The sequence below is a fragment of the Bacteroidetes Order II. bacterium genome, from assembly GCA_016788705.1.
Lineage (GTDB): Bacteria > Bacteroidota > Rhodothermia > Rhodothermales > UBA2364 > UBA2364.
Map to the genome: position 1 here is coordinate 1 of JAEUSQ010000029.1, position 23100 is coordinate 23100.

Sequence of the window (23100 nt, forward strand, 5' to 3'; positions counted from 1 at the left end):
TGCGAAACGCTATGCCCGTATCGAATCCTTTATCCAAACCGCACGAAAACAAAAGCATAATGTCTTTCTACAACTCAAATATGCCTTACAAGGACACACTTTCTTGACACATCCAAACCTGACCTCCTAAATAGATACAAAAAATAAATGATGTTTGCATCCAGAAAAAACGCAAATTTTAGCATTAAAGAACATAATGATGACTGGTGGACAGATACGAAAAAGGTGGTATGACATAAGGATTAAGGATTACCACACCACCTCGTTCTATTTGAATTGAATCATTCTGAAATGGCGCGTCCCATTTTTTTTCGTTCATTCTGTTCTTGCCAGCGGCGGTAATAGGCAATGCCAAACCCTGCAAAAAGGATAAGACAGCCCAGCCAGAGCAGGTTAATGAAAGGTTTTTCGTATGCTTGTACAATCAGCCAGTCTTCGGCGGAAGTTACGTCTGCGCCTTCCAATACCAGTCTGATTTGCCCATTCTTGCCGTCTTTGGAGAGTTCCATTCCTGCAAAGGTGAAGGTGACGCCCCAGTCCGCTACTTTGTTCTGGATGTATTGTTGGGTATTTTTACCATCATCCAAGATGATGTAAATGGGTTTGAGTTCTCTGGTTTCTTTGGTTTGGGTGTTGGTCACACTCAAGACAGAAGCGACCGCAATTTGGGTTTTAACATTCCCTACCATTTTGGGGTCGGGCTGTAAGTCGAAGCGTTGGAAACGGATGACATACTTCCCATTATCAATGGTTTTGGTATCGCCCATCGCCATTTTAAGCTCACCTGCTGTTTTATTACCGCTTTCTTGGTTTTCCAAAACGCTTTGGCTGGGTGTCACTGCGACATAAACGTCTTTCTCGAAAAATGGCTTGATGTCGGGGTGTAAAATCCACTGATTTTTACGGCTTTTATAGGCAACCGGAAAGACCGTGAATTGGCGCCCGCGTGCATCGGTCATCTCTAGTTGATAGGTGGTATGGCCGTCGTTGTTCGGGAAGTGCTTTACATACCGTACTTTATAGCCCTCCACTTGAATGGTCTGATTTCGGCTGACCACAAAATTGTTGCGTTGGGTAGAGCCTTCTACGGGTATGCTATTGTTTTCATCACCAACGATGGCATTGTTGAAACTGGAAGAGGTGATGATGCCCAATAACATCAGTGCCAGACCAATGTGTGTGACCGCGCCTCCTACCAAGCGTGGGTTGCCGCGACCAATGCGCCATAAAACCATGCCATTCCCAAATAGTGCAAAAAATGAAGTGAACACCAAAAGCATAAGCAACAAACTTTGGCCGTATTGGTCCCACATCATGCCGAGATTGGCCAACATTCCCGCTTGTGAAACCGACTGGACGGCTGCTTGTACCGGACGCACAGTTTCTCTAACGAATGGGGTCAGTAGCAAGACCGCCGAGGTCGCTATCATTGCCAACAGCATCGGTTTCATTAACACCCGATTTAGGCTCTCTACCTTCATCTTGTGCCACCAAAACAATTGCCCGACTCCCGCCAAAAAGGCGAGTATAATGGCCAGCGGGAGCGACCAAGCATCGTAGAACTCGATGGGTACAGCCGAGGGGCTGTCTCGAAATAAGCGTCCGGTTATGGGTGCTGATGTGCCTAAGATGATGACGGCTGCCAGTGCCGTAAGTACCATTGCCCCAGAAAAAATCATAAATTCTCGTGACATTACCTCCGATTCTTGCTGGGGGCGCGGCAATTCCTTCCACCGGTATGCCATCATACCAAATCCCAACACGGCCATAGTCAATATCCATAGCAATAATTGGTTGTAGAGGCCAAGATCCACAAAGGAGTGTACCGAGATTTCGCCAAGTATGCCGCTTCGTGTTAAAAAGGTGGAATATACGACCAGAATAAAAGCGAGAATATTGAGGAAAATGGACGCTTTTTGGCTACTAGCACTCCGCTTTTGGGCAATCATGGTGTGTAAACCAGCCACGCCGATGAGCCAAGGAACCAAAGAGGCATTTTCTACCGGATCCCATGCCCAATATCCACCAAAAGAAAGGGTTACATATGCCCAATATCCACCCATTGCAATGCCAATCATCAAAACCAAGTTGGCGATGATCGTCCAAGGAAGTGCTGGTTTCACCCATTGCGTATATTCTCGGCGCCAGAGGCCCGCGATGGCAAAGGCAAAGGGGACGATCATCAGGGTAAACCCTATGAAGAGGGTAGGTGGATGAATCATCATCCAGTAGTTCTGCAATAAATCGTTTAAACCTTGCCCATCACTTGGTATAAAGCCAGGTGTTTGTAGTACGGGTGCCTCAGGAAAAGCATCGGCTGTGGTGATGAACGGAGACGCGCCAATCTGAAAAGTACCGAATTTGAAGCCCGTTACCATTGCGAGTAGAAATATTTGACACAATCCAATGATGCTCATGATATAAGGCTCGTATGAGCGGGCACTTCGCATCAAAAGTAGTCCTAAGATGGCTGTCCATAACAACCAGATCAGGAAAGAACCTTCCTGACCTGCCCAGAGCGCTGAGAGTAAATAATTGAGATTTAAGTCTTTAGAGGAATAACGGAATACATAGCTGTATTGAAATTGGTGTGTGGCCAATAAATACAGCAATAGCCCAGTAGAAACCAAAAGGGCTCCAGTCATAACAGCCCAACTCCAGCGGCCTAAGGCACGCCATTGTGGGTCGTTAGAGGCTCTGGTTGCGAAAAAATAGGAAACCGCGGAGAGCAAACCGGCAACAAAGGCTATTGTAAGCATTAAATAGCCAATCGTTCCAATGGTCATAGTGACTTTTTTTGGTGAAAAGGGAAAACCAAATAAGCCTGCAACCTACGGGGTGGTTCCGTCTTCACGGAGGATTTCCAAAGAGGACTTTCTCCAATGAAAAACGGCTGCCATATAGACAGCCGTTTTAGTACAAATATTAAAACATTGCGGTTATTTTGCAAAGGAGACGGCCCTGAGTTCCCGAATGACGGTCACTTTGATCTGGCCGGGATATTGCATTTCATTTTCGATTTTCTTCGAGATGTCCGAAGCTAATTGTTCGGCAAGGGCATCATTCACAAGGTGATGGTTGACAATCACTCGGATTTCGCGGCCTGCTTGAATGGCATAGACCCGTTCAACACCTTTAAAACCACCTGCCAACTCCTCTAATTTTTCCAGACGCTTGATGTAGCTCTCCAATGCTTCGCGGCGTGCCCCTGGACGTGCGCCCGAAATGGCGTCGGCAGACTGGATGATGGGAGAAATGGTGCTGGTCATTTCAATTTCATCGTGGTGTGCACCAATTGCATTACATACATCCGGATGTTCTTTGTACTTTTTGGCCAATTCCATCCCTACGATTGCGTGGGGGCTTTCCAAATCGCCCTCAACCACTTTCCCGATGTCGTGTAATAACCCGGCGCGTCGTGCTTTTTTGGCATCTATACCAAGCTCGGATGCCATGATGGAGGATATTTTGGCGACTTCTATGGAGTGGGAAAGCAGGTTTTGGCCATAACTACTACGATAGCGCATCCGTCCGACCAATCGGATTAACTCCGGATGGAGTCCCTGAAGCCCCAAATCAATGGCGGTTTGTTCTCCCGTTTCAATGATTTCATCCTCAATTTCTTTGGTCACTTTTTCGACAACCTCCTCAATCCGTGCAGGGTGAATCCGGCCATCCTGAATCAACTTCAACAAAGAAATGCGGGCAATTTCTCGGCGAACGGGGTCAAAACCGGATAGAATAACCGCTTCCGGCGTGTCATCTACAATGACCTCCACGCCCGTTGCAGCCTCGAATGCCCGAATATTCCGGCCTTCGCGCCCGATAATGCGGCCTTTCATTTCGTCGGATTTGATGTCCACCACCGAAACAGTGTTCTCGATGGCATGGCTGGCTGCGGTTCGTTGGATGGTAGTAAGAACGATCTTCCGTGCTTGTCGGCTTGCCTGTAGTTTGGCCTCGTCCCGCACTTCCTTTACCATTGCGGCAGATTCTAAGCGCGCCTCGCCAATCATCTCGTCAATCAGCATTTTGCGGGCTTCGGCTCGGGTCATGCCAGAAAGGTCTTCTAACTTCTGTAGGCTTTGTTGGATCAGCGCTTGTAGTTCCGCTTCATTCTGATCCAAAGCCTCTTTTTTCTTGACCCATTCAACTTCTTTTTTATCGAGGCCAGCAAGTTGGCGTTTGCCATCTTCAAAGAGTGTTTGGGCGTTTTGAACTAATTTTTCGGTTTCTCGTTGTTGTTTTTCGGTTTGCCGCCGAAGGGCTTCGATGGCCTCGGAAGCCTTTTGAAGTACCGTTTCGCGCTCATTGACGCGTTGGATACGGTTATTAAGTTTGGATTGGCTAATTTCTAGCCGTTCCTTGTTGCGCTTGAGTGCGGCTTTTGCCTCAGAAATTTCTTGTTCAAATTGTTTACGCTTGGCATTAAACTCCGTTTGTAGTTCCTGAACCGTTTTGGCATTTAACTGAGCTGCTTCATCACGCGCTGTTGCCAAAAGTTTATCGGCCTCCACGCTGGCTTCCGCCAAACGTTGGTTTCCAATTTTAATTTTCAGAAATCTTCCAATAGAAAATCCGAGGATAGCCGCGATCACCGCTGTTGCAAGGATCGCATATATCATGTATGTAAAAATTTGTAATACTGGCTAAGATGGCCTGCGGTCTTATAGCGGAGAAGAGCAGAGATCTATCTATAGCCAAATGGCGAATAATAGTTGTAACGAATCAGATCAACTGACCTGTCCGCCGTTTCAAAATACCCCGATTTTTGCGTCGCGAGACCTAAATCAGGGTACTTTAAAACGGGTACACAGACCCTGCGCTATGAAGAACCTTGCTTCATATACACAAGGGGTACGCCTCGTTTCCCGCCTTCTTCCGCGGCTCACACCCGAAGGCAGAAATTTGACAAACAAACTGCGGCCTGTAGTTGGAATCCGAAGGGTGGCACCCACGAGAATCAAAATTGTAAGGTTCTTATGAGTCTCGGGCCTGTGTGTTGCAGCCGAAGCTACCATGGACGGTAGTACCGACGAGGCTTTTTAATACCCCGATGCAATACTTGTTCCACATAAGTAAATTAATGTATAAACCCTTCGTCGCAAAATGCTTTTTAAAGAAGTGTAACCAATAGCCCCTTTCTTTTTAATGGAATTGCCTAAATGTTTATAAAATGACAGTTTGATGGCGTACACCTGCACCAAAAAAGAGGGACTGTTCCGTATCGCTGGGAAGTTTGACCAACTTCAGAACATTTCGTTGGTCGTCGAATACCTCCATGAGGACAATGTACTCCAGATCGAACCGGTGGATAGGCTGGCTTGCCGAGTATTCTGCCACAAAAACTGTCATGATGTCTTGCTCATACACCTCAATAATTTTTCCAGAGATTTGTTTCCCATTCTTTTTGATGATAAACTTCCAATTCAGGTATTTCTGAAAATACCTCATGGTTTCTTCATTGTATTTAAGGGCAATGGAGGGGTCTTTGTGGAATTGTTGGAGCGCCAAGGTGATGTCATCGCTAAAGACGCGGATGCTTAGGTACGCTTTTTTGCCCTCTATTGCCATTTTTGCATAGCTTGCATGTACGTCATGGCGTTTGGATAGCGTCAGACCAGAGGTTGACAGCAGTACCAGAGCAAGCAGCAGGATCGCAAAAAGTCTTTTCATGATTTTGGGCAGTTCAAACGAATTTATCCTCAGACGTATGTGGGGTCTAAGACGTTACAGAGCCATCTACATCTAATAGGTTTAACCGTTTTCGGACAAAGTCAAGCACGAGGGTAGTGGTAAATTCCTTGTTCAAAACGCGGTCTTTAAATAGACGAAGCATTTTCGCCTCTGTTCCGTTCGCATCAGCCAGTGCAATCCAGATAGTTCCCACTGGTTTGTCAGGTGTCCCACCATCCGGGCCAGCCACACCGGAAGTCGAGATTCCGATGTCTGCTCCGGTCAGGGTCCGAATACCTTCAGCCATTTGCTTAACCACTGTTTCAGAAACGGCCCCAAAGCGCGACAAATCGGCTTCCGAAACACCGAGGAGGTTCATTTTAACGGAATTGCAATAAGCCACCACACCGCCAAGTAGATATGCAGAAGATCCGGGAATGTCCGACAAACGGTCTGCAATATGTCCACCAGTACAACTTTCGGCGGTGGCAATGGTTTTTTTTAGTTTTCGGAGGAGCTCCCCAACCACTATTTCAGGGAGTGTATTACCCTCGCCATAGATGTAGTGGTGGGCACGCTCCCAAAGATGGGCCACCCCTTTCCCCAAGACCGCTTCTGCTTTGGCCATTGTTTCTGAACGAACAGAAAGGCGAAGTTTTACGCCTGTTTTGGGCCCTGGTAAAAAGGCCAGTGTAGCCCCTTTGCCCAAAAAAGTACGAACGTCTCCAATTTTTTCGGCCAAGTCCGATTCACCAATCCCTACGGTAAGCAACGTTTTATGAACAATCACCTCTTGTGCGTGTGCGGCCAGTCGGGGGAGGAAAGATTGTTGCATGATGGCCTTCATCTCGAATGGTACACCGGGCATCATCCCCAAGTATCTCTTTTTTCCATTTTGCTCAAATTCGTACCACAATCCGGGAGCTGTCCCCATAGAATTCGGAATTACCTCAAATCCTTGTGGGACCAAGGCTTGAACCCGGTTTAGTTCGGACGTTTTGCGGCCACGGCTTTCCAGAAGCTGGCGGATGTGTTCAAAAATCGGAGGCTGGTATTCGAGGTCTTTGCCAAAAAAAGAGGCAATTGCTTGTTTGGTCAGGTCGTCGTGGGTCGGCCCAAGGCCACCTGTTGTGAGTACTAATTCAGCTTCCAAAAAAGCGGTACGTAGGGCGTCATGAATGTCGGCTGGTGTGTCTCCGACGGTCACCATTCTAACCACATCTATACCAATCTGGTTCAACTCGGTGGCCATCCATGCCACGTTGGTATTATTGATCTGACCAATGAGGATTTCGTCTCCAACGGTGACCAAATGAGCCTTCATACGGTTACGTGGTAGGTTTTTAGATTAGAGGCCAGAAGGCATCCAGTTAAATGGATCGTTTTGCCAGTCTCGGACTTCCTGTTCTTCGGAGTAGCGCAATGTTCCCATTAGATCCGCATAATCAAGGAGGGCGTCTAAGTCGGTAAGGGTATAAACAGGAATGCCTATGGATTCAAATTTCTCCTCGGCAACGGGTAGTTGATAGGAGAAGACCGCAAAAACGGCCAATACTTCCACGCCAGCCTCCTGCAAAGCGGTTATGCACTGCAAAACAGATCCACCTGTCGAAATAAGGTCTTCTACTACGATGGCTTTTTGGCCTTTTTGGAAGACGCCTTCTATCTGATTGTTTTTACCATGTTCTTTAGCGGAAGCCCTCACATAAGCCATCGGCAACGATAGGCGATCGGCGAGCCATGCTGCATGGGGAATGCCAGCGGTGGCTGTACCAATGATTATATCTACTTGTTCAAAGGCGCGGGCCATTTCGGCGAATGTGTCCGCAATTTGGGTACGGATTTCAGGATACCCCATTGTGAGTCGGTTATCGCAGTATAGGGGGGCTTTAATGCCGGAAGTCCATGTGTAGGGTTGATCCATCGAGAAGGATACGGCCTTGATGTTAACCAAGGATTCGGCGAGCGATTGGCTGATATCTTGCATATTATCGTTTTGTTTTTGGCATCTAACATGTTCGGAAGTTACCCTCTTAAGGGCAATGTTGCGGGTTGGCAAAATCAATTATTTGGCGGCTGGTTACCTTCCTTATTGCCCTTAATGCGGTCCCGTAAACGTTCTAAAACGGTTTTTTTCGGTTTGGGCTGTTCCGTTTGTGTGGGTTGTGGTGCGGGTGTTGCAGGTGAAGGAACCGGTGTGGGCGAGGCCGTTGGTTTTTGCTGAACAGGTTTGGACTGCTGAACCGACGGTGCAACTGGTTTCGGTGTATTGCTTGTAGAAGGCTTTAGTCGCGAAGTGGTATTGGATTTTGGAGGTATTGTTGGTTTGTTGACCACGCCAGGGTTTGTGGATTTGGGGGCTGCGGGTATTACGACCGTGGCTTTTTTGGTCTTGACCAAGGAGTCGGTTAAAACGGTTGTGGTTTGGGCATCAAATTCCCTTGTTAGCGCGTCATACCCATTCAGGGTGTAGATCAAGGTGTGCGATCGGGCAGAAACCGTAAGTTGTGTGGGCGTTATCTTGCCAGTATCGGTTCCATCAAGGGTAATACTGGCACCAGTCGGAATGGAGTTCACCTGAATAGATACCTCATTTGGGAGGATTGGTGTCATATTCAGTGCGACTTTTTGAGGGGTACTACCCTGACCTTGGGCCACTACCAAAAGCCAATTCAAGTCCTCGAATCCATCTTTAAAGGCAGAAACTTGATATTTACCAGGCGCGAGCATTAGGCTTGCAGGAGATTGGGTGCTGAATGTTTCGCCTGTTTCTACAGATCGTATATTGAGTTTTGCACCTGTAACCGGATTGGTACCTAACACCACTTGGGTTTTATTGTTGTGATTAAGATACCACCAACCGCCTGCGGTGACACCACCAATGCCCAGCAGCAGGATCAAAAAGACCGGCCAGATGTTTTTCTTTTTCTGCGGCGGGGTAGCTACCTTCGGTACTGCATCCGGAATGGGCTTGGCTTCAACCGTATCCATCGGAAAGAGGCGTCCTCCCAAATCCTCGGATGTTAACCCTGAAGTGGACTTGCTCGCTTGCCATTCTGTAGGGGTATTGGGTGGAGCCGATGAAGGGGTATTCCACGCGCCGGATGCAGGCTTTTCCCAGTTGTTTTGGCTCGTCGGTACGGGGGGCTCGTCCCAATCGCTTGGGGGTGGTTCGGTAAAAGCCGGAATTTGGGGAGCGGTTTGAATTGGCGGTGTTATGGGTGCATCCATAGCTGGCAACGGTTGACGCCCAGTTGATTTCCAGTCTTCGCGGAATGCTGGTATAGCAGCTTGAGTGTCTGCCGTTCCAGACGGTTTGGTTTGTGGAAAAGGCAACAAAACCACTGGGCTTGAAGCACCCAGAAAGGTGGGTTTGGGTGGTATCTGACCTTGAATCACTGCCTTATAAATGGGCTGAAGAACCTTTGCAAATTCACCTACCGAGGCAAAACGGTCTTTGGGTTCGGGAGATAACAATTTTATAATCACCATTTCCAAGGCTTCCGAAATTTCCGGATTCAGCGAACGCGGCGGTGTGAGGTTATCTACTGGAATCCGTTCGGAGGCGGGAGCAGGTTGCTGGCCTGTTAGGGCGGTATAGAGGATCCCGCCAAAACTATATAAATCCGTCCATGGTCCTTGTTCCATTCCTTTATGAAAAAGCTCTGGCGCATCATATCCAGTAGAAGCATAGGGGTGCGGCAAAACCGGATCATACAGTCCATCGTTCACAAGGATCATTTTTCCGGCAGCGGGCATATAAATTTGTTCCGGCTTAATGCCTTTATGGACCACTTTTCGGTCGTGTATGGCTTTTAGACCTGTAAGGGCCAGTAGGGCATTTTCTAGCGCCATGCGTTCCGCAAGACGCCCACCATGCTTCATGATTAAGTCGGAAAGCGTGCGCCCTTCGTAGTAAGCACTCACGACATAGGCCGTCGAGTTGGAGGCAAAAGTTTCTTGAATTTTTGCAACACTGGGGTGGTTTACTTGTTGTAAGGCGTCTCCTTCCCGAAGCATCATTTCGATCCCGCCCGAAAGGTCAAACACCGCTTGGGTAGTCATAGGTCTGACTTCGGTTTCTCCTAAGTTTCTGGAGACGAGGTGTTTGGGGAATAATTCCTGAACCACCACCAACCGATCATTGGGGTCTTTTGCGAGGTAGGTAAATCCATTGCCACTCTGCCGAAGTACCCGACCTACTGTATATTCGCCATTTAGGGTAGTATTGAGGGGGAGCGCCTGATCGCTTCGTGGGGTAACGTCTTCAAATAGACTGTCCATGGCTAAAGGAACGATATGGTGGAAAGAAATAATGACATGCAGGAAACCAGCATTGCGAAGGTTTCGGAATATACGGCAACGTGGCACATGAATCCATCCCGCCGATATAAATCTTAAACGTAAAGAACACGAAAAAGTCTCCAAAGAGCTATTAGGGCGATGATTCTTGCGAGGGTAAAGGATTTAGGGCATATTGGGCATACTGAAGCCCCGTAACGACGGTGGAAAGGAGGGTGACCCACATCAAAAGCGACATCGGCCACTGGGTAAGTAGGTATTTACTGATGCCTGCAATGGGAGGAATATGGGTACAAATCAACCAAACCAGCACCCATCCCAGATAAACAAATTGAAGGGTGGTTTTTACTTTTGCGCTATATAATGTGGGAATGGAGGTGCTTTGGGCCTCAGCCCAAGAACGGAGTGCCGTAACAGAGAGGTCACGAATACCAATCACGATCACAAACCACCAAGGAATCTCTGGAACTAAAAAAGGCAGTACCAGAAAGGTGCCAAGAACAAATATTTTATCCGCCAACGGGTCTAAAAACTGACCAAAACGCGATTTCGCCTTCCATTGACGTGCCAATTTGCCGTCCCAGTAATCTGATAATCCTGCAATAATAAACACCATACCGCCCAAAAGTCTTTTTTCCAACGTCGGGGTGAGGATCAGCCAAATAAAAACGGGCGTCAGCACAATCCGGCTGAGGCTTAAAAAATTAGGAAGTTTTTTGGTCACAGGATAAGGTCATTCTGGTTGATGCTGTCAGGGTGCTTTTATGGCAGAAGTACTGCTTTGTTCAGGCGTCATTCCACATACTATCTGCTAAAGCTAATACTTTTTCGTCATACCAAGTTGCGGAGTTGTAAAGAATTATCAAACAGAATAAATGGGGTGTGACATTCTGGCATGAAAAAGAGAATCGGCACACTGCTTGGGAGAGATATGTGCAAATCATAAACTTGTATAACAATCAACCTCAGAACATCAATATCATGGGAAAGATCATTGGAATTGACCTCGGTACCACCAATTCGGTTGTGGCTGTAATGGAAGGTAACGAACCAATTGTAATTGCGAATGCCGAGGGTGGACGCACCACGCCTTCGGTTGTAGGATTTAAAAAAGATGGCGAGCGCCTCGTGGGTGCGCCTGCAAAACGTCAGGCTATTACCAATCCACAAAATACAGTTTTCTCCGTCAAGCGTTTCATGGGACGTGGGTACGATGAAGTGGGAGAAGAACTCAAACAGGTTCCTTATCAGGTAGTACGGGGCGATAATGGCACCGCACGGGTTAAAATTGAGGAAAAAATTTACACACCTCAAGAAGTCTCGGCGATGATCCTCCAAAAATTGAAGCAAACGGCAGAAGATTATTTGGGTGAAAAAGTAACCGAGGCGGTAATTACTGTACCTGCATACTTCAACGACTCGCAGCGTAAGGCCACCAAAGAAGCGGGTGAAATTGCCGGATTGACGGTAAAGCGTATCATTAATGAGCCGACAGCTGCCGCCTTGGCATATGGTTTAGACAAGAAAAAAAGCCATATGAAAGTGGCTGTTTATGACTTGGGCGGTGGAACCTACGATATCTCGGTTTTGGAGTTGGGTGACGGCGTCTTTGAAGTACTCTCGACAAATGGCGATACCCATCTTGGGGGGGATAACTTTGACCAAGTTCTCATAGACTACTTGGCCGATACCTTTAAAAAGGAAGAGGGCGTGGACCTTCGGAAAGACCCAATGGCCCTTCAACGGTTGAAGGAAGCGGCTGAAAAAGCCAAAATCGAATTGTCTTCTGCCACCAATACCTCTATCAACCTGCCGTTTATTACAGCCACTGCCGATGGCCCCAAACACCTGAATATGGAAATGAGCCGGGGCAAATTTGAGCAATTGGTGGACCATTTGATTCAGCGGACGCTCGATCCGATGAAGAAAGCCTTGGCCGACGCCAAGTTAAAACCAACGGAAGTGGATGAGGTGATTTTGGTAGGTGGTTCTACCCGTATTCCAAAAGTACAAGAAGTGGTGGAAAACTTCTTTGGCAAAAAACCAGACCGCTCGGTTAACCCAGACGAGGTGGTGGCCATTGGCGCATCGGTTCAAGGGGGGGTTTTGTCGGGGGATGTTACAGATATCTTATTGTTAGACGTAACCCCACTTAACCTCAGTATTGAAACATTAGGCGGTGTTGCCACCGTAATGATTCCGGCCAATACCACCATCCCTACCAAAAAATCAGAACGTTTCTCGACGGCTGCCGATAACCAGCCTTCGGTAGAGATTCACGTTTTGCAAGGGGATCGTTCCATGGCCATAGACAACAAGTCTCTTGGCAAATTTTACCTTGAAGGGATTCCCCCTGCGCCACGAGGTATCCCGGCCATCGAAGTGATTTTCGATATTGATGCTAACGGAATTTTGTCGGTAACAGCAAAAGACCAAGCAACGGGCAAAGAAAAGAATATTCGGATAGAATCTTCATCGGGTCTTTCTGAGCAAGAAATCCAAAAAATGCGGGATGCCGCCGCCCAGCACGCCGAAGAGGACAAAAAACGCCGAGAAGAAGTGGAAAAATTCAATGGTGCCGACACCCTCATTTTCTCTTCGGAAAAGAACCTGAAGGATTATGGAGACAAAATCTCGCCGGATAAAAAAGAGGCAATAGAAACAGCCTTAGCGAAGTTGAAGGAAGTCCATGCAGCCCGTAATGGTAGTGAATTGGAAGGCGCCGTCAATGCCCTTAACGAGGCATGGAGTGCCGCCAGCGAAGAGTTATACAAGGCACAATCAGAAGAAGCGGCAGCACAACAAGCCGCAACAACTGAACCTGCTGATGCTCCGGGTGATGCAGGAGTAGAAGATGCCAACTTTACCGAAGTGAAATAATCACTCCGCACTCAAATGAAAACGCCGAAAGACCCGCTCCTTCGGCGTTTTTTGTTTATAAGTCTTTATGCCTATCGGATGTCCGAAAAATACCATTTTACCATAGAAGACACGTGAAATCCCGCTTATCGTTGACGTTCTCTGTTGGCAAATACCTTACTTAGAAGTGTGCTTGTAATGAAAACAAAAGGTTTCGACCAGGTGCAGCCAATCCGGCACTATATGGGCGGTAGCGTTGGTCTGTGAGGTTTTCTATGCCAGCGCTAACCGTCCAGTTTGTATGAAATGGATAAATGGCCTTAAAATTGAGGGTGTACCACGCAGGGGAAAATGGATTGCCATCAGCATCTTTGGCATAAAGGCTTGGTTTTTGGCGCTCTTCCTCGTTTAGGTTTTGGTACGAAACTTCTGCGCAATATGCAAGGCTGCCTTCCAATGTCAGTTTCCCTCGGTTAAAGGAGATGCGGGTGATGCCGAAGGCCGGGGCAGCATGTCGTGAGGCGCTTAGGTTGCCATTGTCCATTTCTTCTTTGCCCAATTGGTAATTATACCGAGAAGTCCATTGGAAACCTGCGGGCAATTTAATTGCTAACGCGGTTTGTATCCCATAAACAGTGCCATATGCGGCATTCTGAATGGCATATACTGTACTCGGTTGCCCATTATAGAGGATATTGCCCTGGCCATTTACCGTAAATGGACGCCGTACCATTGCATTGTCTAAGTACGTATAAAAACCAGTTATATCCCACTTAGCCAGTTTGCCAAATTGCTTTGCGAGGCCCAACTCTGCATTATAGGCATATTCTGCCTTTAAATTGGTGTTTGGCACCACCACTTCGCCACTGGCAAAGTCGAAAATTTTCCCAATGTCATCCACATTCGGTGCCCTGAATCCAGTACTGACAACGGCGCTGACTTTTAAGGTTGGATCAGGACTAAAGACCATTCCTATACTCCCCGTTGTGGCCGCATTGTGTATGGACGAGCGCGTGAAATCGAATGGGAAAAAAGAAAGATGGCGGGTAAAATCCGAAAAAATATCAAATACATTTGCCCGGATACCAGTCTGTGCCATCAACCGTTTGGAAACCTCAAACTGGAAATTTACATAAAGGGCATAACTTTTCCAGTCGGATTTTGGATACCGATCGGGAACCAAAATCGGTATGCCGCTGCGAATGTCCACCGCCGTTCCGGTAGAAGTGACCCGGTTTAATACATATTCCACACCATAAAATACTCGATTCTTTTGGATATTTTTCTCAAAATCAAGGTTTGCGGAATAGGCTTTAACTTGTTCCAAATTGGTACGTAATCGGAAATGATTAAACCGCCGATCTATCCGACTTTCTTCAAAATATTGTTCGGCCAATCGGGTGGACATTCGGTCATAGACCTTGTTGTAGCTGTTGTGGGTAATGGTTAGCTGGTTCATTCGCCAGATTTGAGGACCATATTTCCAAACGGCTGAACTGGGCAAACCACTAGACGTTTCAATTAATCGGTCGTATCTTGCGTATTCGGAGGTTTCGGAATAATGAAAACCATAGTGTAAATCCCATTTAGATGCCGGGGTATATTGTATTTTTTGCATTAGGTTTATTTGTGAATACCCACTTGGATTTTGAGTCAGTGGATTAGAATTTTCTACCATCCTATCTACATGGTCAATGCGTTCTACATAAAATGTTTTTAGGTATTGATCTGGCCCATTCCTACCCATTTTAAGGTCTCCAAATTTAGAATAGGTAAAACTACTCACCGATGCCCATTTTTGCCCACCAATACGGGTATCAAAATGATGTGTGGTCTCTTGATTGGCCGAAGAAAAACGAGATACTGTTTTTCCTGATATCAACACACTTTGATCTAATGAAAGTTGTGGGGATAATGTATGGAAACTCATTACCGCGCCAATCGCATCACTCCCATAAATAATAGACCCAGGCCCAAAATAGATTTCGGTGTTTTCGATAGCAAGCGGGTCTAATGAAATGACATTTTGAATGTTTCCAGCTCGAAAAATGGCCGAATTCATCCGGACACCATCTACGGTGTAAAGTAACCGATTGGTGGCAAAGCCTCGAATCATTGGGCTTCCTCCGCCTTGCTGGCTTTTTTGGATAAATACTTCTCCCGATGTACCCAAAAGGTCCGCCGTCGTTTGTGGGTTATACAAAGCAACATCAGCGGCAGAAATGTGAGAAATTTTGGCTGAAATCTCTTTCGCATCCTGGCGCCATCGGGTAGCAGAAACCACCACTGCATCCAATTCTGTAGCGGAAGTGGTTAAAAAAAATTCAAAATTCATAGATTCTAATGCCGCATAAGTAACGATTTCGGTCTTATATCCGATAACGCGGATCTCTATTTTGGAAGAGGATTTAAAACCAGAAATATCTACTTGACCATTTACATTGGTCAGGGCATAGCCCTTAGGCGTCTCACTACTGAGGCTTGCCAGATTTATGGGTGCGTTGGTCTCTTTGTCTTTAACGGTGAGGGTTTGTGCATAACTTACACAGGCCGAAAAGACGAAGAATGTAATATAGAATATGTGTTTCATGTGTCAATTTTTTTTACGTTTAAGCAATACAATTATAGTCCACCTTTACACGGAAAAGTGGACAGTAATCTAATCGTAACTGTTTAAACTGCTTCAGGCGGTGGAACAGCGGGAGATATAAAGAAGGATTGGTACAGGGTTACTTTCCAGGAAAATAGTTGAGGATAATCTGCTTTGTTAAAAAAAATCCATTCGGTACTTTCAGGAAAGTAAAGGGTTTTTAGATAATGATAAATCTGAACAACCGTTTGTTGATCAGTTTGTTTTTCTTTAGAAATATATAGGGCTAAGGAATTTAATTTGTTGTTGATCTCTGTCTCTTCTTCATCCCACCAACACCAATAATAGGTAGTATCCCCCTCCACGCTGGTTTTTATAATATCGTACATGTTTCCTCGATACTCAAACTCTCTTTCATGCTCCCATCGTAATATTCTTTTTTGTTCTAAAGAGGTGAATTTTAATAAAACCAATTCTTTCTCTTGGATACCATGTATGCGAAGTGTCTGAACTTCTTGTCTAATGATGCTTTTTTGGTGATAAAGCAGTATCCAAAGAGTTGTGGTTGGAAAAAATACGATGAGTAATATAAGAAAATATAATATTGAATAAAATATATTAATTTGAAAAATGTTTTTACACTTAAAGTCGAAAATTAATATTTTTTTATATATCTTATCTATAATATATTGGAATTTTTTGAGAAAATATTCAAGTAATGGGTTATACATTTTAAGGAAAAGGATTCTGGCGTACAACTTGGCCTAAAAGGTAAGATGATCAGGTAAAGGGTAATTATGCGTTCTCTATTTGGCCCTTTTGTATAGGATTTTTAATCAGATCCTCGGTCTTGGTTAGGTCATACGACCGTCGTTTAGAAACATCGTCTCCAATATAAGAAGTAAACTACCAGAATATGACCACTTGCGATACAAAAAAGGAACCCCCATAATAGGAGGCTCCTTTTGAAGAAAACGTCATACCCGATTAAGCAACATGCGCTGCGGTAGTACCCCCTAGCCATGTATCGTCATTGTTGCCCGTTTTTACGGGCCGCATCGTCCACATAGGGACATCGCTGGTGCGTACCAACTTTTCAGTTACGCTTCCGATCAATTCTTCCCATTCACTGGTTACTCCATGTGTGGCGATCACCACAAGGTCTCCATTGACTTCGGCAGCGTGTGCCCGAATGCTATTGACAATCGTTCCAAAATGAACCGAAAGAGCATGTTCAACTTCTGGTCCTGGTGTGGAGGCATAGAATTTTTTTAGGGATTCCTCTGCCATTTGATTCATTTCCGGATTGGTCTCGGCCAAGGAAGGCAATTGCATTCCAAAGATATGTGGATAATACCATTCTTCGATGACATACAAGGCATCTACCATAGCACCATAAGCAGCAGCCAAGTGTTTGGCTTGCGTGAGTGCGGTACGGCTGTGATCCGAGAAATCAACCGGAACAATGATTCGTTTGATTTCTGCGGAGCCTTTTTGATTTTCATGAAGGGTAATAACCGGACAAGTTGCGGTGCGAACCAATTCTTCAGCAACCGATCCGAGTAGGAAGCGGCGCATACCACGTAGGCCGTGGGTACCCATCACAATCAAATCAATGCCATTTTCAGCCGCATATTCGGCAAGAGCAGGAGCGGCATGAATGTGGCCTTGGATGAGGCGATACGTGAACGGAAGGACTTCGTTGGCAGGTTTTTCTACATGCTTCAGTTTGTCCATCAGTTCATCGTCATTCGTGACTTCACCATACAGATCCACATGCACCAAATGCATCTCTTGCGCGTCGAGCGTATGTGCGACTTTTAAGGCATAATTGAGTGCAAAGTCTGCGTTCGTAGAGAAGTCGGTCGGGACGAGGATTTTGTTGATCTTCAACATGGTTTTGGGGGCTTATAGGTTTATGGATCTGGGGTGATCTTTTGAGAGTAAGATGCGGAATTGGAAAAAGGTTCGCTGTATGCCAATCTCTATTTGCGCGTACTACATATCACCCATAAAATCTGTAAGCGTTTTTCTTACAACCGTTCAACCCGTCAAATGATCGTTTCGGGGAAGGACTGTTCCGGATAGGGGTGGATTTGTTTATCTTGGGCGGCATGTAGGCAAAACCAAATACAAAAACTTTGTACACCATCCCATTTTCAAAAAGTTTTATGCGATAAAGGGCGAATAGGTTCATCAAGTTCGTAAATAAAGCACTCGTGCCTGCTGCATCAAGTTACCGCGCATATGAAGAAAATCCTATTATGGGGCATGTGGCTCCTTTTGATGTTCCTGCCAGATGTATCTCCGGCACAGGTGGGCTATACGTTTGGAAGGAATAAAATCCGATATACCGACTTTAACTGGCAAATCTTAAAGACGGAGCATTTTGACTTTTATTATTATCCCGAAATGGAAGAATTGGCTCAGGTAGGGGCGGCCATTGCGGAAGAATGCTATTTAGAATTACAGAATAAGTTCAATTTCTCGCTCTCCACGCGGGTCCCAATGATTTTTTATGCCACCAATTTGCATTTCCGGCAGACCAATACCATAGATGGCTTTATTCCGGATGGGGTGGGGGGCTTTTTTGAATTTATGAAAGGCCGTGTGGTTATTCCAGCAAATGGAGATTTGAACCGATTTCGGAGGGTCATACGGCACGAATTGGTACATGTATTTACGTTTAATAAATTAGCCAGGGTCATGCGAGATTATCGTAAGCCGCCGGATCGCTTGCCGCCTCTGTGGTTTACAGAAGGACTGGCCGAGTTTTGGTCTGGGGAGGCCGATCACCAACACGAGATGATGATTCGGGATGCCATTGCCTCAAATGCTTTGGTTCCGCTCGAAGACATAGACCGGATTTATGGGACGTATTTGATGTATAAACAAGGCGAATCGGTTTGTCGGTTCATCGCCGAAAAGTGGGGGGACGAATATTTGCTTCGCCTGATCGAAGATTTTTGGAAGGAAACTTATTTTGACAAATTAATTGAGCGCACCCTAAAGATCCCGTATCGGAAGTTTGGTGAGGATTGGGAGGCATGGCTAAAAGCCCAATACTACCCAGAACTACAGTCCAACTTACCGGCCTCACGGGTCTCGGTACCTGTTTATTGGCGGGGCTATTTTATGAAACCAGTGGCTTATACCGATGCAAAAGGCCAACGTTGGGTACTGGCAAATGGGAGTTCAGGATCTACGGGTAGCCTTTTTAAAACAAAGGTTAATGAACGTTATGTGGTTGAAAAGAAGCCCTCGGTGATCCTTAAAGGGGAAAGGAACGAGCGGTTCGAGGCATTTCATTTTTTTGAAAGCCGGATGTCGGTCAACAAAAAAGGACAATTGGCGTTTGTGACCAAGAGCGGGGAACAGGACGTGGTGCATGTGATGGACGTAAACCGGAACGCCGTAATAAATACCATTCGAATTCCGGAACTGGTGGCCATATATTCCCCGGCATGGCATCCTGACGGCAAACAATTGGTTATGACTGGTATAGAGAAAAGTGGTTTTTCGGATATTTATACTTATCATTTGGAAACGGGCGAAACCCATAAACTAACCCACGATTCACATGATGACCGCGATCCAGACTGGGCGCCGGATGGTGCGCACATTGTGTTTTCCAGTGATCGTTCTGGATACGGGAAGGGGTCTTATAATTTGTTTTTGATAGAACCCACATCGGGTCAAATACAATATTTAACGCAAGGCCCACAATTAGACCTTAGCCCTCGGTTTAGCCCAGATGGTCAGTCGGTGGTGTTTATCCGAACCGAGAAAGAGCAACAAAAATGGCAAGCACAGAATGCTTGGGTGGTTTCGGTGAAGGAGCAATGGCGGCAAACACGTCTCACCCATACCACATCGGTTTTGTTTGATCCCTATTGGACCTCGGATGGACAGTTGTTGGCGACAGCCATGGATGGTTTCCGGTTTCAAGTTCGGGCTTTTGGGAAGATAGATTCCCTGCTCCAAGTGCAAGAGGGTCCCTTGTTACGACCAGTAACCAAGGCATTACCATCCCCTGTATGGGCAAAGCTGGAATCTGGACAAGTCGAGGTCTCCAATAGTCCATATCGTCGCCGATATAGCCTTGATGCAGCACAAACGGTCATTAATCAGACTGCTTTGTATGGTACCAATGGCGGAGGGTATATGGTGTTTTCCGATATGCTGGGGAACGATTATTTTCTTGTAACCTTATACAATACGTCCAGAAATCAGCGAGACTTTTTGCGTTCCATGAGTTTTTCCGTTTCCCGTTATCAATTCCAAAAACGCACGAGCACGGCCTATGGGATTTACCGGAATGGGGGGTTGCGCTACGACCTCACCGATCCAGATGCGGCGGCGGTCTATCCGGCTGTTTGGGAGAACGAATTGGGTGGCTATGGCGCGCTTTCGTACCCGATCAGTTTTTTTGACCGTTTCGAGATTGTTACCGGATTGAACTGGAGTGATAAACAAGTTTTAACCAAAGACCTCCGCCGAAAGGCGTTGTTGCTCTCGAATGCGGTTTCCTTTGTTCACGATTCGGCGTTGTATGGGATGAATGGCCCGATAGATGGTTTTCGTGCCAACCTGTCAGCTGGATATACCACCGATGTTTGGCGCTCTAATGTGAGTTATTATACGTTAATCGCCGATGTGCGTAAGTATTTCCGGCTTACACCAAGCATCACGTTTGCCATTCGGGGTATGGGGCGAATGAACGAAGGGCGCGAAGCCCGTCTGTTTTATATGGGTGGGTCATGGGACTTGCGCGGCTACCCCTTATTTGATATTCGGGGCAGCAAAACGTGGTTTGGTTCTGCGGAACTGCGGTTCCCACTTCTCGAAAATCCTCAGGTTGTTGCACCTGTTTTGGCGCCCTTTGGTATTGCAAATTTGCGAAGCGCCCTCTTCTTTGATGCCGGCCACGCATGGAATAAGGGCTACCGGTTTCAGGAATCTCAACTGCTTACAGGAAAAACCCATTTTTCAACGGGTTTCGGATTTCGGCTAAACCTTTTTGGAGGTTTGTTGCTGCGCTACGATCTCGGTTGGCGGCTAAATGAAGCCCTTCGGGAAAAACAATGGTTTCGTCAGTTTTTATTCGGTTGGGATTTTTGAGGACAAGCATCATGCGTCTATTTAAACAGCATCTTATCGTGCCGAACGTCTCCCACCTATGGTTCGTGTTTCTTTTTGTCCTATGGGCTTTGTCCGGTTGTGCAAATGTAAAAATACCGGATGTACACCTGAAGAATGGAGACTGGATCAAGGAAGATGGGCCGGAGGCGGGTTATTATACCGCAGGGGCATTTAACGGCCCATTAGAAGTGGCTTGGCAATATAATATCGCCTCTGGCATGGGGCCCTCTACAATAATGGCTTCAGGTGGGGTTTTATTGGCTGCTACACTGAAGGGAGAGGTACATGCCATTGGTACAGAACGCGGGAGAAAAATAGGGTATGTACCCCTTGGAGAAGGCATTCGTGGGATGCCCATTTTGGCTGATGACCTGATGTTGGTGGCTGGTACCAGTGGACGGTATCATCTGACAGCATACCAATACACCCGTGCTGCCATAAAATGGAGGCGGAAAGGACTGAAAAGCGAAACAGGCCTGCTAAAAGTTGGAAACAAGGTGTGTTTTGTGGACGCGAATGGGACCGTGTATGCAATAGACCCAACCGACGGACGCGAAATCTGGAAAACCACATGGTTAACACAACCCGCCGCCATCTATGGAACCCCCGTTTTGGAAAGTGGGAAAATCCTGCTGGCCTCGGCCTCTGGCGAAATTGGGGCTTTAAATGCCGAAACAGGTCAGGTTCTGTGGAAAAAAAAGGTGGAACAACCTGTTTTTGCAGCACTTTCGGTGCAAAAAGAAAAAGTGGCGGTTTCTACCATGCGCGGACGCTTATACTTTTTGAACGTCAACAACGGAGAAGAAATCTGGCAATACAACCTACATAACGAAGCGGTTCGGTTGGGGACTGCCGCACTTGGGCCGGATGGCCTGGTCTTCGGTGGAAGTGATGAGCAGATTCGCAAGCTAAACATCACAAATGGAGTTTTGGTCTGGACGTTAAAAACCGAAGGGGCTTGTACGGCGCCGCTGTTTTGGGCCGGAACCGAGGTGTTTGCGGGGTGTCAGGACAAAACCTTGTATCGGATTTTGGCTGCTTCGGGCGAATTGATAGACCGCTTGGTATTGAAGGGCCGCATAAAGTCGGTTCCTATATTGCACGATGGACGGCTTTTTGTGTCGTTTGAGCCTAATCAGTTGGTGGCAATCGGGCGCCCCGTCCAGAAATCTCGGTCCGCTAATCCAGATTAAATAATATGAAATACATTTTGGTATGGATCCTGATTTTTGCAGGATTAGAGCGGCTACAAGCACAAGAAATGAGCCGTCTTTCGATCCAAGCGAGCAGTACCCATGTGGTCTTTGTCCGTTTTCCAGACAAAAGCCTAAGGATTGAACGCGATACCGTGCTTACCGTACCCACCGGAGCCTATCCGGTAGGGGTATGGGTGCGATGTGGGGGGACTTTGGTTGAAAACGAAGCGATCATAACGTTTGATTACACAATCCGATTGGTAGAAAATGAAGAGGCGGTGCTACAAGCCCATCGGTTTAGTCGTTTTGAACTCGCAAGCCTTCCATTTGGGGCAGAGGTGCGTTCGGGCTGGAAATACTTGGGCACAACGCCTATGACTCTTATCAGAGAACTCCAATCGTTGCCCGTCTCTGTACAAAAAAAAGGATTTATTCCGGCAGAAGCCACATTGTCTCCTTGTAAAACTACTACATTAAACCTTCAAAAAAAGCCTATAGACTCCCAAAAGATTTCTCTTTTGCAAAAAATACCTACCAAAGAATACCGCTGGCTCTCGGTTTTAGGTGGAACAGCTACCATTGCCGGATTGGTATATTCGATTCAAAATAAGTTTAAGGCAGACGACCTGTATGACCTATATAAGGTAAGCGGAGATCCCGCCTTGCGGCCCCAAATTAAAGCATTAGATACTAAAGCGGGCTGGGGTTTGGCCATTGCTCAAACTGGATTGGCTGTGGTTGCGATAAGGCTTGTCTTGAAGTGAGCGGTACTATGTTCATTCAATATATGAAGATGTGTTTTTTCGGAACCACCTTTTCTCCCCATCGTTAGCCAATACCAAAAACCAAATACCATGAGCTTAAAAGCCAAACTTTCAGAAGAACTCAAACAGGCGCTTCGGGCCAAAGACCAAGCCAAACTCCGCACCCTTCGGGCACTCATTTCGGCGTTACAGCTAAAAGAAATAGAAGATCGGCAAGGCGGCGAGGCGGTTTTGACGGAGCAACAAGAATTGGCCGTACTCCAAAAACAGGCCAAGCAACGCAACGACTCTATCGCCCAATTTCGGGCTGCCGGACGTGAGGACTTAGCTAAAACCGAAGAAGAAGAGCTTCAGATCATCCAATCGTATTTACCTGCAGAATTGAGCGACGAAGAAATTGCTCAGGTGGTTCAAGAAACCATGAACACATTGGGTATTTCATCGGCCAAAGAAATGGGTAAGTTGATGGGGGCCGTGATGGGAAAACTGAAAGGCAAGGCGGATGGTAAACGCATACAGGCAACGGTGAAGTCGTTGCTTTCGTAACGGCGAATCAATCCAGAGAACACCC

Annotated in this window: 15 protein-coding genes; 5 read left to right on the top strand and 10 right to left on the bottom strand. The window is 46.5% G+C overall.

Going from position 1 to position 23100, the window contains the following annotated elements:
* Nucleotides 1–281 precede the first annotated feature (281 nt).
* The 7 genes from ccsA to pgsA form a co-directional block, all read right to left on the bottom strand.
* Nucleotides 282–2786 (bottom strand): cytochrome c biogenesis protein CcsA, encoded by a 2505-nt coding sequence (gene ccsA, locus JNN12_07485; GenBank protein ID MBL7978168.1) that lies wholly within the window; start codon nucleotides 2784–2786, stop codon nucleotides 282–284.
* 153 nt (nucleotides 2787–2939) lie between these two features.
* Entirely contained in the window at nucleotides 2940–4625 is a 1686-nt protein-coding gene (rny, locus tag JNN12_07490) for a ribonuclease Y (GenBank protein ID MBL7978169.1), read from the bottom strand.
* A gap of 544 nt (nucleotides 4626–5169) precedes the next feature.
* Nucleotides 5170–5676 (bottom strand): hypothetical protein, encoded by a 507-nt coding sequence (locus tag JNN12_07495; GenBank protein MBL7978170.1) that lies wholly within the window; start codon nucleotides 5674–5676, stop codon nucleotides 5170–5172.
* Nucleotides 5677–5722: 46 nt separating this feature from the next.
* Nucleotides 5723–7000: a competence/damage-inducible protein A gene (locus tag JNN12_07500; protein ID MBL7978171.1), complete on the bottom strand. Its 1278-nt coding sequence runs from the start codon at nucleotides 6998–7000 to the stop codon at nucleotides 5723–5725.
* 24 nt (nucleotides 7001–7024) lie between these two features.
* Nucleotides 7025–7663 (bottom strand): orotate phosphoribosyltransferase, encoded by a 639-nt coding sequence (locus JNN12_07505; protein MBL7978172.1) that lies wholly within the window; start codon nucleotides 7661–7663, stop codon nucleotides 7025–7027.
* Nucleotides 7664–7737: 74 nt separating this feature from the next.
* On the bottom strand, nucleotides 7738–9960 hold the full coding sequence (locus JNN12_07510) for a PEGA domain-containing protein (GenBank protein MBL7978173.1): 2223 nt from the start codon (nucleotides 9958–9960) through the stop codon (nucleotides 7738–7740).
* A gap of 151 nt (nucleotides 9961–10111) precedes the next feature.
* Nucleotides 10112–10702 (bottom strand): CDP-diacylglycerol--glycerol-3-phosphate 3-phosphatidyltransferase, encoded by a 591-nt coding sequence (gene pgsA, locus JNN12_07515; GenBank protein ID MBL7978174.1) that lies wholly within the window; start codon nucleotides 10700–10702, stop codon nucleotides 10112–10114.
* Nucleotides 10703–10959: 257 nt separating this feature from the next.
* Here pgsA and dnaK point away from each other — a divergent pair, with 257 nt between their 5' ends.
* Nucleotides 10960–12858 (top strand): molecular chaperone DnaK, encoded by a 1899-nt coding sequence (gene dnaK / locus JNN12_07520; GenBank protein ID MBL7978175.1) that lies wholly within the window; start codon nucleotides 10960–10962, stop codon nucleotides 12856–12858.
* Nucleotides 12859–13018: 160 nt separating this feature from the next.
* Here dnaK and JNN12_07525 read toward each other — a convergent pair whose 3' ends face one another.
* The 3 genes from JNN12_07525 to JNN12_07535 all read right to left on the bottom strand — a co-directional run bounded on the left by JNN12_07525 (nucleotide 13019) and on the right by JNN12_07535 (nucleotide 17323).
* Nucleotides 13019–15427 (bottom strand): TonB-dependent receptor, encoded by a 2409-nt coding sequence (locus JNN12_07525; protein ID MBL7978176.1) that lies wholly within the window; start codon nucleotides 15425–15427, stop codon nucleotides 13019–13021.
* Between the two features lie 83 nt (nucleotides 15428–15510).
* On the bottom strand, nucleotides 15511–16158 hold the full coding sequence (locus JNN12_07530) for a hypothetical protein (protein ID MBL7978177.1): 648 nt from the start codon (nucleotides 16156–16158) through the stop codon (nucleotides 15511–15513).
* Between the two features lie 256 nt (nucleotides 16159–16414).
* Nucleotides 16415–17323, bottom strand: coding sequence for a universal stress protein (locus JNN12_07535; protein MBL7978178.1), 909 nt, complete (start codon nucleotides 17321–17323; stop codon nucleotides 16415–16417).
* A gap of 351 nt (nucleotides 17324–17674) precedes the next feature.
* Between JNN12_07535 and JNN12_07540 the strand changes: the two genes are divergently transcribed.
* The 4 genes from JNN12_07540 to JNN12_07555 all read left to right on the top strand — a co-directional run bounded on the left by JNN12_07540 (nucleotide 17675) and on the right by JNN12_07555 (nucleotide 23075).
* Complete coding sequence (locus JNN12_07540; GenBank protein ID MBL7978179.1) at nucleotides 17675–20548, top strand: PD40 domain-containing protein; 2874 nt, start codon at nucleotides 17675–17677, stop codon at nucleotides 20546–20548.
* 11 nt (nucleotides 20549–20559) lie between these two features.
* Nucleotides 20560–21762 (top strand): PQQ-like beta-propeller repeat protein, encoded by a 1203-nt coding sequence (locus JNN12_07545; GenBank protein MBL7978180.1) that lies wholly within the window; start codon nucleotides 20560–20562, stop codon nucleotides 21760–21762.
* Between the two features lie 5 nt (nucleotides 21763–21767).
* On the top strand, nucleotides 21768–22529 hold the full coding sequence (locus JNN12_07550; protein MBL7978181.1) for a hypothetical protein: 762 nt from the start codon (nucleotides 21768–21770) through the stop codon (nucleotides 22527–22529).
* Nucleotides 22530–22619: 90 nt separating this feature from the next.
* Nucleotides 22620–23075: a GatB/YqeY domain-containing protein gene (locus JNN12_07555; protein MBL7978182.1), complete on the top strand. Its 456-nt coding sequence runs from the start codon at nucleotides 22620–22622 to the stop codon at nucleotides 23073–23075.
* The last annotated feature ends 25 nt before the right edge of the window (nucleotides 23076–23100 follow it).